14 protein-coding genes are annotated in these 12,998 nt (G+C 60.7%); 6 read left to right on the plus strand and 8 right to left on the minus strand.

Annotated features, from left to right (window positions below; genetic code table 11):
- Window positions 1-81: 81 nt before the first annotated feature.
- On the plus strand, window positions 82-1,341 hold the full coding sequence (locus tag G442_RS0113045) for a class I SAM-dependent methyltransferase (protein ID WP_026398346.1): 1,260 nt from the start codon (window positions 82-84) through the stop codon (window positions 1,339-1,341).
- A 224-nt stretch (window positions 1,342-1,565) separates the two neighbouring features.
- Here the strand turns inward: G442_RS0113045 and G442_RS22250 are convergent, their stop codons facing one another.
- Entirely contained in the window at window positions 1,566-2,396 is an 831-nt protein-coding gene (locus G442_RS22250; protein ID WP_246789445.1) for a methyltransferase domain-containing protein, read from the minus strand.
- Between G442_RS22250 and G442_RS26185 the strand changes: the two genes are divergently transcribed.
- Window positions 2,367-2,666 carry a hypothetical protein gene (locus G442_RS26185; RefSeq protein ID WP_246789446.1) on the plus strand — a complete coding sequence of 100 codons (300 nt, stop codon included), beginning with the start codon at window positions 2,367-2,369 and terminating at the stop codon, window positions 2,664-2,666. The two genes, G442_RS22250 and G442_RS26185, sit on opposite strands and share 30 nt — an antisense overlap.
- A gap of 368 nt (window positions 2,667-3,034) precedes the next feature.
- Here G442_RS26185 and G442_RS22255 read toward each other — a convergent pair whose 3' ends face one another.
- From G442_RS22255 to G442_RS22260, 4 genes are all read right to left on the minus strand, one after another.
- Complete coding sequence (locus G442_RS22255) at window positions 3,035-4,903, minus strand: FUSC family protein (protein ID WP_146882471.1); 1,869 nt, start codon at window positions 4,901-4,903, stop codon at window positions 3,035-3,037.
- A gap of 57 nt (window positions 4,904-4,960) precedes the next feature.
- On the minus strand, window positions 4,961-5,863 hold the full coding sequence (locus G442_RS0113070) for a LysR substrate-binding domain-containing protein (RefSeq protein WP_026398349.1): 903 nt from the start codon (window positions 5,861-5,863) through the stop codon (window positions 4,961-4,963).
- 157 nt (window positions 5,864-6,020) lie between these two features.
- A complete protein-coding gene (locus G442_RS0113075) occupies window positions 6,021-6,209 on the minus strand; it encodes a hypothetical protein (RefSeq protein ID WP_026398350.1) in 189 nt (62 codons plus the stop codon).
- The gene (locus G442_RS22260) at window positions 6,206-6,598 is read right to left on the minus strand and encodes a DUF5367 family protein (protein ID WP_026398351.1); all 393 of its coding nucleotides are present in this window, start codon (window positions 6,596-6,598) and stop codon (window positions 6,206-6,208) included. Before G442_RS22260 ends, G442_RS0113075 begins: the two co-directional genes overlap by 4 nt.
- Before the next feature lie 72 nt (window positions 6,599-6,670).
- Here G442_RS22260 and G442_RS0113085 point away from each other — a divergent pair, with 72 nt between their 5' ends.
- From G442_RS0113085 to G442_RS0113095, 3 genes are all read left to right on the plus strand, one after another.
- Entirely contained in the window at window positions 6,671-7,252 is a 582-nt protein-coding gene (locus tag G442_RS0113085) for a TetR/AcrR family transcriptional regulator (protein WP_035376616.1), read from the plus strand.
- 111 nt (window positions 7,253-7,363) lie between these two features.
- Window positions 7,364-8,116 carry an ABC transporter substrate-binding protein gene (locus G442_RS0113090; RefSeq protein ID WP_035376630.1) on the plus strand — a complete coding sequence of 251 codons (753 nt, stop codon included), beginning with the start codon at window positions 7,364-7,366 and terminating at the stop codon, window positions 8,114-8,116.
- Window positions 8,117-8,196: 80 nt separating this feature from the next.
- Window positions 8,197-9,420: a deoxyguanosinetriphosphate triphosphohydrolase gene (locus G442_RS0113095; RefSeq protein WP_026398354.1), complete on the plus strand. Its 1,224-nt coding sequence runs from the start codon at window positions 8,197-8,199 to the stop codon at window positions 9,418-9,420.
- A 150-nt stretch (window positions 9,421-9,570) separates the two neighbouring features.
- Here the strand turns inward: G442_RS0113095 and G442_RS0113100 are convergent, their stop codons facing one another.
- From G442_RS0113100 to G442_RS26455, 3 genes are all read right to left on the minus strand, one after another.
- Window positions 9,571-9,972, minus strand: a complete 402-nt coding sequence (locus tag G442_RS0113100) for a DUF1489 family protein (RefSeq protein ID WP_026398355.1) — start codon at window positions 9,970-9,972, stop codon at window positions 9,571-9,573.
- 319 nt (window positions 9,973-10,291) lie between these two features.
- Window positions 10,292-12,061: a Hint domain-containing protein gene (locus G442_RS22265; protein ID WP_051292308.1), complete on the minus strand. Its 1,770-nt coding sequence runs from the start codon at window positions 12,059-12,061 to the stop codon at window positions 10,292-10,294.
- A gap of 253 nt (window positions 12,062-12,314) precedes the next feature.
- Window positions 12,315-12,443: a hypothetical protein gene (locus tag G442_RS26455; protein WP_264799872.1), complete on the minus strand. Its 129-nt coding sequence runs from the start codon at window positions 12,441-12,443 to the stop codon at window positions 12,315-12,317.
- 37 nt (window positions 12,444-12,480) lie between these two features.
- On the opposite strand from G442_RS26455, the gene G442_RS22270 reads away from it, so the two are divergent.
- Window positions 12,481-12,897: a hypothetical protein gene (locus G442_RS22270; RefSeq protein WP_051292309.1), complete on the plus strand. Its 417-nt coding sequence runs from the start codon at window positions 12,481-12,483 to the stop codon at window positions 12,895-12,897.
- Window positions 12,898-12,998: the final 101 nt, after the last annotated feature.

Consider the following 12,998-nt stretch of genomic DNA (forward strand, 5'->3'; position numbering starts at 1 on the left):
CAGATGCGATTTGGCCGATGGCCGCGATGGCGGTAATCGGGTCTGCGACTTCCGCCAGCGCCCTGATCCGATGAGCCCCGCATGACCGCATCTTCCCCTTCCGACGCACGCGATGCGGACCTCGCCGCCCAGTACGAGGCCTATCCCTATCCCGAGCGCAACCCGCGTGATGAGGCGAAGCGCCTGCTGATCGGCAGCCCGAGCCATTTGCGGGAGATCGACTACTGGGTCTTCGGCGCGCGCCGCCCCGCGAGCGCGCCGTTGCGCGCACTTGTCGCCGGATGCGGCACGGGGGACGGCGCGATCATGCTGGCGACGCACATGGCGCGGGCGGAGCGTGTGGGGGAGGTCGTGTGCGTGGACCGTTCCGCCCATGCGCTCGGGATCGCGAAGGCGCGTGCGGAGGCGCGAGAACTGGGCAATATCCGCTTCGTGCAGGGCTCGCTGACGGAGATCGACGACCTTGCTCTGGGCGTATTCGATTATATCGACTGCTGCGGCGTGCTGCATCATCTGCCGAACCCGTCGGCTGCGCTGAAGGGGCTTGAGCGCTATCTGGCGCCCGGTGGCGGCATGGGGTTGATGGTGTATGCGCCCTATGGCCGGACCGGCGTCTATATGATGCAGGAGGCGCTGGAGATTCTGGCGCCGTTTTCGGAGGTTCCGGCGAAGCGTCTGGAGACGACGAAGCGCGTCATGCAGAACCTGCCCGCCACGGCGTGGCTGCGCCAGAACGGCAATTTCGGCGATCACCTGACCGGCGGGGACGCCGGGCTTTACGACCTGCTGCTGAACCCGCGCGACCGGGCCTACACGATCGGCGGGTTTCTCGATCTGCTGGACGAAGCGGGGCTGGAGCCCTCCTGCCTGATGGAGCCCGCGCGGTATGACCCGTCGCTGTTCCTGCCGAACCCGAAACTGCGGGCGCGGCTCGACGACCTGTCATGGCGGGAGCGGGCGAGCGTTGCTGAGGCGCTGACCGGCAACATGGCCACGCATGTCGCCTATGTGACGCGTAAAGGCGCGCGCGTGGCGCCGCCTGATTGCTGCGATCCTGCTTCCGTGCCGGTTATGCGGGAGATACCGGGCGTGGAACTGGTGAAGCAGATGCGCCCTGACGGCGTGCTGCCGTTCGCGTTCGGCACATTGACCGTTCCTGTTGCGCTGCCGCCGCTGGCGCGCAGGATTCTGCCGCTGATCGACGGACGGCGCACGGTGGGGGATCTGGCGGCGGCGATGGCGGGAAGCGGCATATCTGAAGAAAAATTCTACAGGATATGGAAAGAGTGTTTCAAATCTCTTGAGGCCCTTAATCGCGTGCTGCTTCGGCCGTCGACGTAGAAGGTCGGTGGAGGCTGTCGAGGCGGTGTTGAAACTGCGTTCGCAAACGCTCAAATGTAGCTGCAGTGTGTACCCGAGCGGGGTGGATGCCGTTCCTTTCCGCACAGGGAACCTCTCTACGCGTTGACTCTACCCGAACGGACCAGGTGTTCGTTCGCTATTTTTGTCCAAGAAGATTATGATTCATTTTTGAATGATTGCTTTAATTTCTCGGCGTATAAAAATCATCTCTTTCTGCGTAAAAAATTGAATGCATTGCGCAGCGGCGCGGTCAGTTTCCACGATGAAGACGCGCGTATGATGTCAATATCCTGTCTGGCTTGGAGCAATTCCTGCGCCAACCGTTCTTCGCGCGCACTACTATAAGGCTGTGCGTCCTGCTTTTTCACGCCCTCCAGCGTAGATCCCGCGCAAATGACCCGTCTGGTTTCGGAATTCAGCTCGGTGCAAAAGTTCTGCCGCAGCATATCTGGAACCGATGAAAATAGAAAATCATCCACCTGCATCGCGCCAAATTCGGCTTTGGCGTCTTCTGGCAGACCGTTCTTCCACTCCTCCATCTGCCAGCGCAGGGCGTGCAAGGGATGAAAATGCTCCGGCACGCTGCTCTGCGCGATATCAAACCACTTCTCAAAAAGACTGATATTTCCTTCAGGGGTGGCGTTGAAATAATGTGATGGATATCCGTGCACAGGCTGCAGGAATGGGTAATCGATCCGCACGATGCCGCCGGGCTTGAGCACGCGACAGATTTCCGCAGCCACTTCCCAAGGATGTCTTGTATGCTCCAGCGTTGCTGCGCAGAGCACAAAATCAAATTGAGCGTCGGCGAATGGAAGGTTTTCCCCAACGCACACGACATCGGTGCTCAGGGCGGGGAACACGTCCACGTTCACCATCTGCTCGGTGACGGTGTCGCGTAACCCGGCTCCGACATCCAGAAACATCCAGTCGGGGTGCTGTTTTTGCAGGCCGGAGATATAGTCGCCGTAATTATGGGCGGAAATCGGCGGAAAGGGCGGAATATGGAATTCCTGTTTTATGGCGTCTGTCATGTAATTGGCGGGCTGGCCATGTGCGCGTGGCGTAGTCGGCTCTTCGCGAAAGGCGATGCGGTTGAGCTTGCGTTCCCGTATCATGCCAACAGCGTCCGGGTCCGCCGCTTGCATGCGCCCTTCGTGCTGGCCATGCCGGGCGTAATGTTGGGCGGCGGGAAGCCCGCAAGAGACTATATCCGGATTGGCCTGCCAGTAGGCCAGATCATCTTCTGGAGTGTTGAAAACCGGTTTTTTGATCGTGGGCACTTCATTATAGGAACGGTTTGACATCCATTCTACCTCTTTAGACGTGCGCACTACAGTTTCGTTTTTCTGCCTGATCCGCTCTACTTAGCACACCATTGCAAAATGCTAAGGGGTTCGCCGCAATGTGCCTGCGCACTTCTCGGCGCGCCTCACATTTCGGGAAGTTGGCGTCGGTTGAAATCATCTTCGTTGCCGAGGGCGGCTTTATTTGATGAAGATTCTGTATTCCAGCGACGTGATTAGGCCGGAAAGGCTCGACGTATGATTCCATGCGTGGCGGCCATGCCGGAAAGTGATGCGCTCGATCCGTGTGAAAGTCTGAAGCGTGTCGCGCCATCGCCTGACGTATCGTGAGGTGTGCGGAGATCTTGAGCAGTAGCCTTTATTCGCTACGATTCCATCGCCTGCAAACCCGGCCTCGCATTCTCTTTCGCGTCTTCAAAGACAAGAGCGCGCACGGCAGCGGGCAGGTCACGCCGATGCGGCAAGTCAGCCTCGATGCATCTAACCAGCCGGGGAGCCATGCTGGCGGCGCGGCGCGGGTCGGCCAACCAGAAGCGAAGAAACGCCCTGATTCTGCGCGCTAGGGCGGAAGGGGTGTGCCGATCCGTCTCAGCCTCGCGTAATTCGATGACGCCAAACCCCGCGACCATGATCGTCATATGACGTTTGAAATACGCGTTGCGATGTGCCGCGGGCAGCGTGGCGGTTCTGCGAACTGAACGGACAAGGCTGTCGGCGTTAGAGAGCAGCCACCGGGACGCATTTGGCGGTCTCCGTCGAATTGCCAACCCACGCATGTTTTTCTCCGCCCAGGCGAGCGTTCGGCGCAGATGGTCGTCTGGACTGAAGACGAGGATATTTCTGAACATTAGTCCCGCAAATACGACAGCCCCGAGGAAGGCCGCAGTATTGTTAAGGAAGGCTGATTCGTCATAGCGTCCCTGATTGGCCGGGCCAATCAGGACAGGCAGAAACATGTTGAAAGAAAAGGCGTAGTTGACCAGACGCGGCGTACGCGCGGCAAGCCCGCCGACCACCATAGGGACAAGCAGCGCAAACGCCAGCATCTCCGGTGACGTCAGCAGGGGCATGACGAGCACGACGTAAAAAGCCGCAACGAACGCGCACAATATCGCTCCTTTGGAAAAATCGCCTGAAGCGGATGACGGAGTTTCACGCGTCGCCAGAAGCCCGTAAACCAACGCGACGTTGAATATGAACGTAACGCCGTTGGGCCACGCGGTGACGATCCAGATCAGTGCGGCGGCGACCATTCCGGCCATGACGCGAGCCGCGTTCCGCGCGCCGTCGGTCGCCTGACGGATGGAGCGGCGCGGAAACCGGAATCCGTCACGCCGGGCCGGATGCGCGATCGCGTCCACATGGCTGAGCGCGGAGCCCAGGCGCGTCTCGATCGTCGCCCGGTCGCCGTTCGCGCACGCCCGCGCGGTGGCGGCCAGAAGATCCGCGATCGCGGCATGGGCGTGATCTGCGGCGCGAGGAGATTCCCGCCCCAACTCCAGTGCGTCGAATTCGATTCGCGCCGATGCAGTCATGATGTCCGCCAACAGGACGCCGTCGACGGAGGCGTCCGTGAGTGAAGTCCGTCGCTGATCAAGAGCGTGGCGGGTGGTGGAGATCACCGCGTGCATGCGACTCAGAAGCGAGTGGCGCGCCCGCTGGTGAAGGTTGGGCGAACAGAGTGCGGCCAGCAGCGCTTCGCACAGGATGCCGAGTTCGATGTACGTGCCGCGTGCAATTGCGATGGAGAACGCCTGATCAGGGTCTGGAATGGCGTCGACGGCTACAATCGCGGCGGTGAATCCTGCGACGAGCAGCCCGTAGCTGCGGTATCCGTCAAAAAAGGTCGCAAGCCCACAGCAAAGGGCGATCCATACGGCGAGCGCCATGAAGAAAAGCAACGCCTCCTGCGGGAACGCGGCGATCAGGACGACGCCGAGACAACATCCGACCAACGTGCCGAGAAGACGCCAACGCGCCTTGGACAGGGACTCACCGCGTGACGCCGTCGCCACGACCCAGACGCTGAGCGGCGCCCATTGGGGACTGCCAAGTTCCAGCTTCATGGCGATCAGGAGCGATAGTATCGCCGCGCAGGACGTTCGGATCGCGAAGCCGACATCGGAGGCTGACGGCGCCAGAAGCCATTCCCACTTCCTCGCGCCGCCCAGTTCTCCGCTCTTGCCCACGTCCGCCATTCCCTCTGTCGCGGGCGGACCGTGGCGAAGGGACACGTCAGTGTCCAAGCCATTGTTTTGATGAGGTGATAGATGCTGTTTATGACCGGCGGTCTAAAGCGCGAATACGCCCTCGAACGACAGACGGGATGCAATGCGCCAGCATCGCTCCATCAGCGCGCTTTCGATGGGAGTGCGAAGACGCGCCAGCCCGACTGCGGCTTCCGCCGTTTGCTCCAGATGACGAAACTGGAAGGCGTCGCTGCCTGTCGCCGCAGGAAGCGCCGAAATCGGCAGAATTGAGGCAAGCCGGCCAGCCCTCAACTCCGTGTGCAGAAGCTCCAGCGCGTTGCTTTCGAACGGCACGTCGGGCGTGACGCCCGCCTTCTCGAAGGCGGCGTCGATAATCTGGCGACTGCGCATTGAACGGTCGAGCAGACAAAGTGGCAGGGTTGCGGCCTGCGCCCACGAACACCGGCTTTTTCCGGGCAAGGCGACGCCAGCGGCGCCGACGAGAACGAGCCGTTCGTCATACAGCTTCCTGATCTCCAGAGCGCCTGTCTCGGGAAGCTGGTCGAGATAGATCACGCCAAGATCGATCCGCTGTTCCGCCAGTCCCTGCAGGATGTCCCTGTTGGCGGCGACGGTCAGGGAAATATGCAGCGCCGGAATGGTCGCGCGTAGGCTTTCGACCAGCAATGGAGCAAGCTGCTGGGTCGGCGGCATGACGGCAACGGACAGGCTGCCGCCTGCGATTTCATGCGCGAACTTCGCTTCCTGCCGCAGTCCGTCCAGCGCCGACAGGCTTTGGCGCGCCCAGGCGAGCACCCGCTCGCCCTCCGGCGTGAAGCCCATGACGCGCTGGCGACGCCTGACGATGGTGACGCCCAGCTCATGCTCAAGCTGGCGAACGGCGGAGGACAGGGCGGGCTGAGAGACGCCGCAATGCTCAGCCGCGCGTGAGAAATGGCGAAACCTGTCGATGGCCACCAGATAGCTCAGTTGCCTGAGGAACATTGTCGGTTTTCTCCCTATCCTCACGCGCGTAGCAGGCGGTTCACGCTTGCTAACAGCCTGTCCGGACGCTGACAAAAAGCAGGGTTTCGAAGAAGCGTTTGGGGAGGTTGGCCGAAGCCGAATCCGAGTCTGAAGTCAGGCAGGCAAATGCTTCGAGCTAATAGCGGAGAGCCTGAATGCGGTACGCCTCTTCGGCCAGCATGAACAGCGCTTTTGGATCATGATGGTGGCGGAAGGAATAAGCTGGTGTCGATCGACGTCCGTCGCGGCCTTTGCTGAACGCTGGCGTGGACGGCACTGGACGGTTGCTCGTGTGAAAGCCGGAGTGGTCCGCAGTTTCGCTCACACAGTGGTGTCCGCCTGTCGACGCTGTGCGAAAACGAGGGCGCCTAGCGCGCTGACGCCATATCCCCACAACAGCCAGGCAGACGCAACGCGACAGACGTGATCGTTTGTAGAATACATACCGTTGAACCAGCGCAATGCTGTCGCGTCGCACAGCATTGCGGTCCCCAGGACAACGAGCGCGCCTGAGGGAAGCTGTTCACGGGTGAGGCCTGCATAGCGTCGGACCGCCCAAATGCAGTAGAGCGCGACGGGGACTGAGGTAAGAAAGCCGACGTCGCCGCGCCACCCGGCCAGACTGCCGGGGAGGTAATGAATGTATGTGGTCGCGAGACCCCAGAACAGCAGGGCCAAAGCGATACAGATGATGATTTGTCGCGTGCGGAGCATGATGAACCATCCGTGTGTAGCATGTGCTACATATATTGAATGTAGCACATGCTACAATCGGAAAATGTGAACATGGTTGAAATCGCAGACGCAGCCGGGGAGCGCGACGCACGCCGCTTCGCCCTCACTGACCGCCTCGCCGATCTCGTGTTGAGCGATGGATTGGGTGCGATGGGATTGCGCGGCCTTGCAAAGGCGCTCGACACCAGCGACCGGATGCTCCTGTATTATTTCGGGACGAAGGACGCGTTGGTCGTCGCCGTGATCGGTCGCATTGTGGCGCGCTTGCTGGATGCGACGTCCTCTGCCGCAGATGAGGCGTCGCCGCCCGACGTTTTCCTGCTGCGCGCACTGGCGATGGCGCAAACGCGGGGCATTCGACCGTTCATGAACGTGCTTTCGGACGTGATCGCGCGCGGCGGGCAGGGAGAGGCGCCCTATGACAGTCTGGCGTCCGATCTGGTATCGCGCTGGCTGGATTTCATTCGGGCGCGTGTGGTCGGCGCCGACCAGGATCTGAGTCTGGCTCCCGCCATTCTGGCCATCGTCGAAGGCGTCGCGTTGCTGGAGCGGGCGAACCCCGGCTCCGCCGCGCTTGTAGGACCGAAACTTGCGGGAGCGCTGGCCATTGAGCGGCAGCGCCCGAAAACTTGAAATTTTTTTCAGCTTCTTCCTAAGTTCGTCCTTATGGAGCCGACGCCCGTCCGCTCCCGTTTCAGCACCGCCCATACGTCCGTAAAAGAAGACGAAGCAGGGAGAGACGCAGTGCCTCAGGTTTCAGAAACCGTCATCAACGAACTCGCGCCGACCGGGACGCTTCGCGTCGCCATCAATCTCGGCAATCCGGTGCTTGCGCAAAAAGACGCAACAACGGGCGCGCTTGGCGGCGTTTCGGTGGATCTGGCGCGCGACGTCGCGCGTCAATTGGGTGTCGATGTGACGTTTGAGGCGTTCGACGGCGCTGGCAAGGTCGTCGATGCGGTGAAGACCGGCAGGCTCGACCTGATGTTTCTCGCCATCGACCCTCTTCGCGCGGAGGAAATCCTCTACACGGCGCCATATGTAGTCATCGAGGGCACGTATATCGTGCGCGAAGATTCCCCGCTGCACGACATCGCCGATTTCGATCACGAAGACGTCCGGATCGCTGTCGGCAAGGGAGCTGCGTACGACCTGTATCTCAGCCGCGCGCTGAAATACGCGGCGCTGGAACGTGCGCCGACCTCTCCTGCGGCCATCGAGCTTTTCGTCGACAGACGTCTGGAGGCTGCGGCGGGCGTGCGACAGCCATTGCAGGCGTACGCCGCTGAACACCCCGGTTTTCGGGTGATCAAGGGGCGTTTCACCGCCATCGAGCAGGCCGTAGGGACGCCACAGGGGCGGGACGCCGCACGTGCATGGCTGCAGACGTTCATCGAGGAAGCGAAGGCGAGCGGTTTCGTGGCGGAGGCCCTGGCGCGTAGCGGGCAAACGGCCGCTACGGTGGCGGCGCCAGCCAAGGACTGGCCGAGCTTCTGAGGGCGTCTGCTTCTGGACCGAAACTCCGGGACGTGTGACCCTGCGTCAGGCAGGGGCGCCGCTTCGGCGAAGGGGGTTGCATGAGCATTGCGAAGTATGCGGTTCACGCGCGTCCATCCCGTGGACGTCTGTTCCCGGAGGCCGAGTCGCCGACCCGCTCTCCGTGGCAGCGCGATCGCGACAGGGTGGTGCACTCATCCGGCTTTCGGCGCCTCCAGTACAAGACACAGGTGTTCATCAACCACGAGGGCGATTTCTTTCGCACGCGCCTGACTCACTCCCTTGAGGTCGCGCAGATCGCGCGATCGATGGCTCGTCATCTGGCGGTCGATGAAGACGTGACGGAAGCCGTCGCTCTCGCTCATGATCTGGGCCACACCCCGTTCGGCCACGCAGGGGAAGACGCTCTGGCGGAGGCGATGGCGCAGTGGGGTGGTTTCGATCACAACACGCAGGCGATGCGTCAGGTTACGGTCCTTGAACGACGGTATCTCGACTTCGATGGTCTCAACCTGACCTGGGAAACTCTTGAAGGGCTCGCCAAACATAACGGCCCGGTCGATTCTCCTTCCGGGTGGTTGCGCGATTACGATGCGGCGCACCCGTTGCAACTGGATCAGTTCGCGTCAGTTGAAGCGCAGCTCGCTGCGCTGGCCGACGATATCGCCTATCACGGACATGATCTCGACGATGGCGTGAGGTCGGGTCTGCTCTCGCTCGACGATCTCGCTGATGTGCCTATCGTGGGTGAGGCTCTGGCCGAGGCGCGCAGGCGCGTCGACGCAACGCCGCCCGGCCGGGAGATTGTGTTTGGCGTCGCCGGTATGGGCGACGCGCCGCAGTTGCGTCGCGCGTGCGCGATCGATCGGGATCAGCGTTTGCGCCATGAGACGGTGCGTCGCGTAATCAATGTTCTGGCGAGCGACGTGCTGGAGCAAACCCGGCTGAATCTCGCGCGGCTGGAGCCGCGTTCTGCTGACGACGTTCGCCGCGCTGACCGATCAATGGTGGCGTTCAGCCCGAAAGTTGCGGACGCCAACGCGGCGATCAGGGAGTTTCTTTTCGCCCGGCTTTATCGCCACTGGAAAGTCAATCGCATGACGCACAAGGCGCGGCGCGTCACGAAAGAATTATTCGCCACGCTCAGCGAATCTCCGGCCCTGTTGCCGGACGAGTGGCGTGCGCTGGCGGGGGCGGACAAGACCGTACAAATGCGGGTGGTGGCCGATTATCTGGCGTCGATGACCGATCGTTTTGCGATGGAGGAACACCGACGGCTGACGGACCTTTCCGTCGCAGAGTGAAACTGGCGCCGCGTTCAGTGGGCGTTGCGAAGGCGGTTCGTGGAACTTGCAGCCCCGATTGCAAACGTTCTTTCTATTCCCGCCGCGCGAGGCCTGATCTTTGGACCCGCGCCGGTCAAGCAGCCGTCGGTTCGACAGCGCCCATTTGCTTCACAGAAGGCCCAGCCGCCCCAGTTCACGGCTCAATGAAGCCGGGAGCTGTGCGAACGCGCGGGTTTCGAGATCACGCGGCGCTTCCTTGGGATCGAGATATCGCCAACCCTGAAACGGCCTTGCGGGGCGCGGCTCCACCGGCACGATCGTGTCGTCGAGCAGAATGAGCGTGCCATTGGAGCCATCGGGGCGTTCGACGCTTTCGATGTCAAGAATGCGTTGTCGGCACAGGATCAATCCCGTGATCACGCGGTAGATCGACCCTCCGGCGAGAACCTCCTCGCGTCTGCGGGGCGCAGAACGCGTGCGGACGACCGGCGGTCCACCCGCGTCGCGTTGCAATCGTTCGAGATGCTCGAGGCTTTCTGCGCCGACAGCGAGTTTGATCAGATGAAGCAATGCGTAACGGACTCCCGGCCCCGGCTTCTAGCGAAAAAACGAGCATTTTACCCGATCAGACAGAATTATCTGATCGAACGAGGACGTTCGAGAAAACAAAAAAAGCCCATCGTCCGTGAGCCGATGTGAACGGGTCGGGACTTGTGGGCATGATCGGCCTGCGATTTCAAGGCGCGTCGCGACGATTCACGGCGACGTGGCGAATTGATGATGCGAAAGATAGGCGTCATCATAAAAAGAGCCCGATCAGCGCTATCGCCGATCGGGCTCTTGATTGTGGAGTGACTCCCGGCCGCGGAACAGGCGCCCGGGAGGTGAATCAGGCGACGCGAGCGTCGTTCTGGCTTTCGACGACCTGATAAGAACCTGCGCCAAGCATCTCGATCTCGACCATACGCGTCACGGCAGCGGAGTTGGCGACGCCGAGAACGACGACAGCCGCGCCGTTCGTCCAGCGCGCCGTCGGGCCCTCGTAACCATGCCAGCCGTCGTGTTCGTCCGGCGTGAGATGACTGGTGAGAACCTCACGGCTGCGCGCGGAGGTGATGGCGATGTCGCCCACCAGCACGCCGAGGTCGCGGCGATCGTCACAGAATGGCCCCGTGACGAGGGACGGACGGAAGGTGCGGCTCACGATCCGGACCGTTTCGATCTCAGCCGGAACCATGAAGCTGTATACGTTGCCGATTTGCTGAACCGGACGAATCTCGCGCCCGTCTTCAGTGACAAGGCGTAGCGCCGGATCGGATGTCGAAGCGCCTGTCTGAGGCGCTTCCGGCAGGCCAAGCTCATCGGCGCGCTCGTTCAGACGCTTCCAGATCGGTTCCACGGTTTCACGGTCCGTCACCAGTGGGGCCGCTGCGTCCTGTTCCCAGCTCTTGCCGCTGGCGATCACCATCCCGCCTGCGAAATGCGGACGCATGGCGCGAATGACCGAGTTCTGAAAGGTGCCGCGGTTGCCGGTGTCGAGATAGCTTTCCGTCGGCAGGCCATTGGAAAGGATCACGCCGTGATCGGCGAGTTCCACGTGGTAGTAGTCATACTCGGTGATCGAACGCTCGATGGACACGGAGCGGTCGTTCACCAGCATGCGCACGGGCACGAAACCGCCGTCGACGTAAACGCCGTGCTCGGATGTGACCAGCAGGTCCTGGGTGGGAAGGCCGGGACCGAACGCGCCCTTGCCGATGCGCACCGGGTAAGCGTCCTGATCAAAATCGAGTTCCGCGACGTTCGCGTGAGAGCGGCCGAGCCATACGAGCGGTCGGTAGGTGGTTTCACCACCGGCCAGAACGGCGATGTCATCTCCCTCCACCAGCGTTTCGACGGCTTTCTCGCCAGAACGGGTCATGATCATGGAGCCCGCGAGGAAGCAGATGTTAACCTGACAGGGGTTGTTGGGGTCCACGTAGTAGGGGACCGTGCAATTATTGGGCGGCGCGGTGACCGGGAGCCCGATCGTGCCGCCAACGACGTTGTTGCCGTGGGGGTTCGACGGATAACTGTTGACGGGAATTCCACCGTCAATTTTGCCGCCGCTTCGGAGTACGAGCTGAGAGCTGTTTGAGGAATGCGCCGCGATGCCGATAGTGTTGCCGATTCCGTTCGGAATGTCGCACGTGACGATGCCTGTGCCCTTCGTGTCCAAATTCGTGAGAGTGGCGTTCTGGAGCGAGGGATAAGTGAACAGGTTGTCGCCGCCAGCAGACAGGTCTTCACCGGCCATGTTGGCCTGATACGACCATTTGCCGCTGGTGTTGTCGAGCACGAGGATCGAGCCTGTCGTGCCCATGTCGATCTTGCCGGCGACGTGGGCGTAAGTCTTGATTTCCAGATGCGCGCCGTTGACGTTGATGCCGCCGGTCGAGCCTGAGGAATTGTATTCGCTGGTGACCACAGTTCCAATGCTGACGTTATCCGGCAGCACGTACCACGCGCCGGGCTTCAGGGTGATCGTGCCAGAATTGGACGCAAGCACATAGGGATTAGTCGGAGTGCCGCTGCCGCTTGTGTAGCTCGCGTAAGTCGTTTTGGTGACCGAGCTGGCCGCAAGGGCAGAATCTGTATTGAGCGTGCTCGTTCTGGTCATATTCCGATCCCCGTTTTGCCAATTTTGGACCAGCTCGACAGCCAGTCGCTGAATGTGTGGCAAAAACAAACATTGTCTCAGGGATGGCGGTCAAGAGAACATTATCGATTAACGTTTTATTTCTGGAACATCGTTTTCATACCGATACTGTGGAATTTTTATATGTATATTTTTCAATACAGATATGCGTACCGTATATAACGATTGTGTGTTTAAAAATCGCATTTTTCCCGATTGCAGAGTCTCGGGAAGATTAATCGTTTAACGATTTATTTTCTGGTGTTTGTGTTCCAAAAACATTAACAGCCAACTCAGTTACAACGATGAAGGCCGGGTCGAGGTCGCCGGTGACGCAGGGTTTTAACGGCTGACGTTGCGTCACAGTCCGGGCTCTCCATGCTTTTTTGGAGTTTAGGTAGATGCGTGAACTGAGCGCCGTTGAACTTGATGCAGTATCGGGTGGCTTCTTTTCTTCCTGCGGTTCCCTCTCGTTTGGGTGCTCGTCCTCGTTCTCGTATTCCTGTGGTTCCTGGTCGAGGCCGTCGTATTCCTGCGGCTCTTCCTACAGCGGCCTCAGCTCGCTGATCACCGGGTCTGCGGGTCTGCTGGCTGGCACGTATAACGTGCTTGCCGATATTGCTAACGGCGCAAGCCTGTCGACTGTCATCTCGGCGATCAACAACATCAGCGCGGACTATAAGATTGGTTATGCCGCCGGGCAGGGCATGACCCTCGCGCAGGCGAACACGTATCTGAACAACACCATTTCGGCTATTCAGAGCGCTCAGGGTTCGACGATCGCTTTCCCGGTCATCTCGACCGGTGGCCTCGGCTGATAAAGAAACAACTGCGATTGACGGCGGCAGTTTAGTCGTCGTCCGGTCTCGTGACTCAGCCCCCCGACGTCCCCGCAAGGACGTCGGGGGGCTGAGTCGTT

It is taken from the genome of Acetobacter nitrogenifigens DSM 23921 = NBRC 105050, assembly GCF_000429165.1.
GTDB lineage: Bacteria > Pseudomonadota > Alphaproteobacteria > Acetobacterales > Acetobacteraceae > Acetobacter > Acetobacter nitrogenifigens.

Bases quoted from the DNA above. Each gene is read 5' to 3' on its own strand.
- G442_RS0113045 (WP_026398346.1), top strand. From the start codon at position 82: ATGACCGCATCTTCCCCTTCCGACGCACGCGATGCGGACCTCGCCGCC.
- G442_RS26185 (WP_246789446.1), top strand. From the start codon at position 2,367: ATGGAATTCCTGTTTTATGGCGTCTGTCATGTAATTGGCGGGCTGGCC.
- G442_RS22250 (WP_246789445.1), bottom strand. From the start codon at position 2,396: ATGACAGACGCCATAAAACAGGAATTCCATATTCCGCCCTTTCCGCCG.
- G442_RS0113070 (WP_026398349.1), bottom strand. From the start codon at position 5,863: ATGTTCCTCAGGCAACTGAGCTATCTGGTGGCCATCGACAGGTTTCGC.
- G442_RS22260 (WP_026398351.1), bottom strand. From the start codon at position 6,598: ATGCTCCGCACGCGACAAATCATCATCTGTATCGCTTTGGCCCTGCTG.
- G442_RS0113085 (WP_035376616.1), top strand. From the start codon at position 6,671: ATGGTTGAAATCGCAGACGCAGCCGGGGAGCGCGACGCACGCCGCTTC.
- G442_RS0113095 (WP_026398354.1), top strand. From the start codon at position 8,197: ATGAGCATTGCGAAGTATGCGGTTCACGCGCGTCCATCCCGTGGACGT.
- G442_RS22265 (WP_051292308.1), bottom strand. From the start codon at position 12,061: ATGACCAGAACGAGCACGCTCAATACAGATTCTGCCCTTGCGGCCAGC.
- G442_RS22270 (WP_051292309.1), top strand. From the start codon at position 12,481: ATGCGTGAACTGAGCGCCGTTGAACTTGATGCAGTATCGGGTGGCTTC.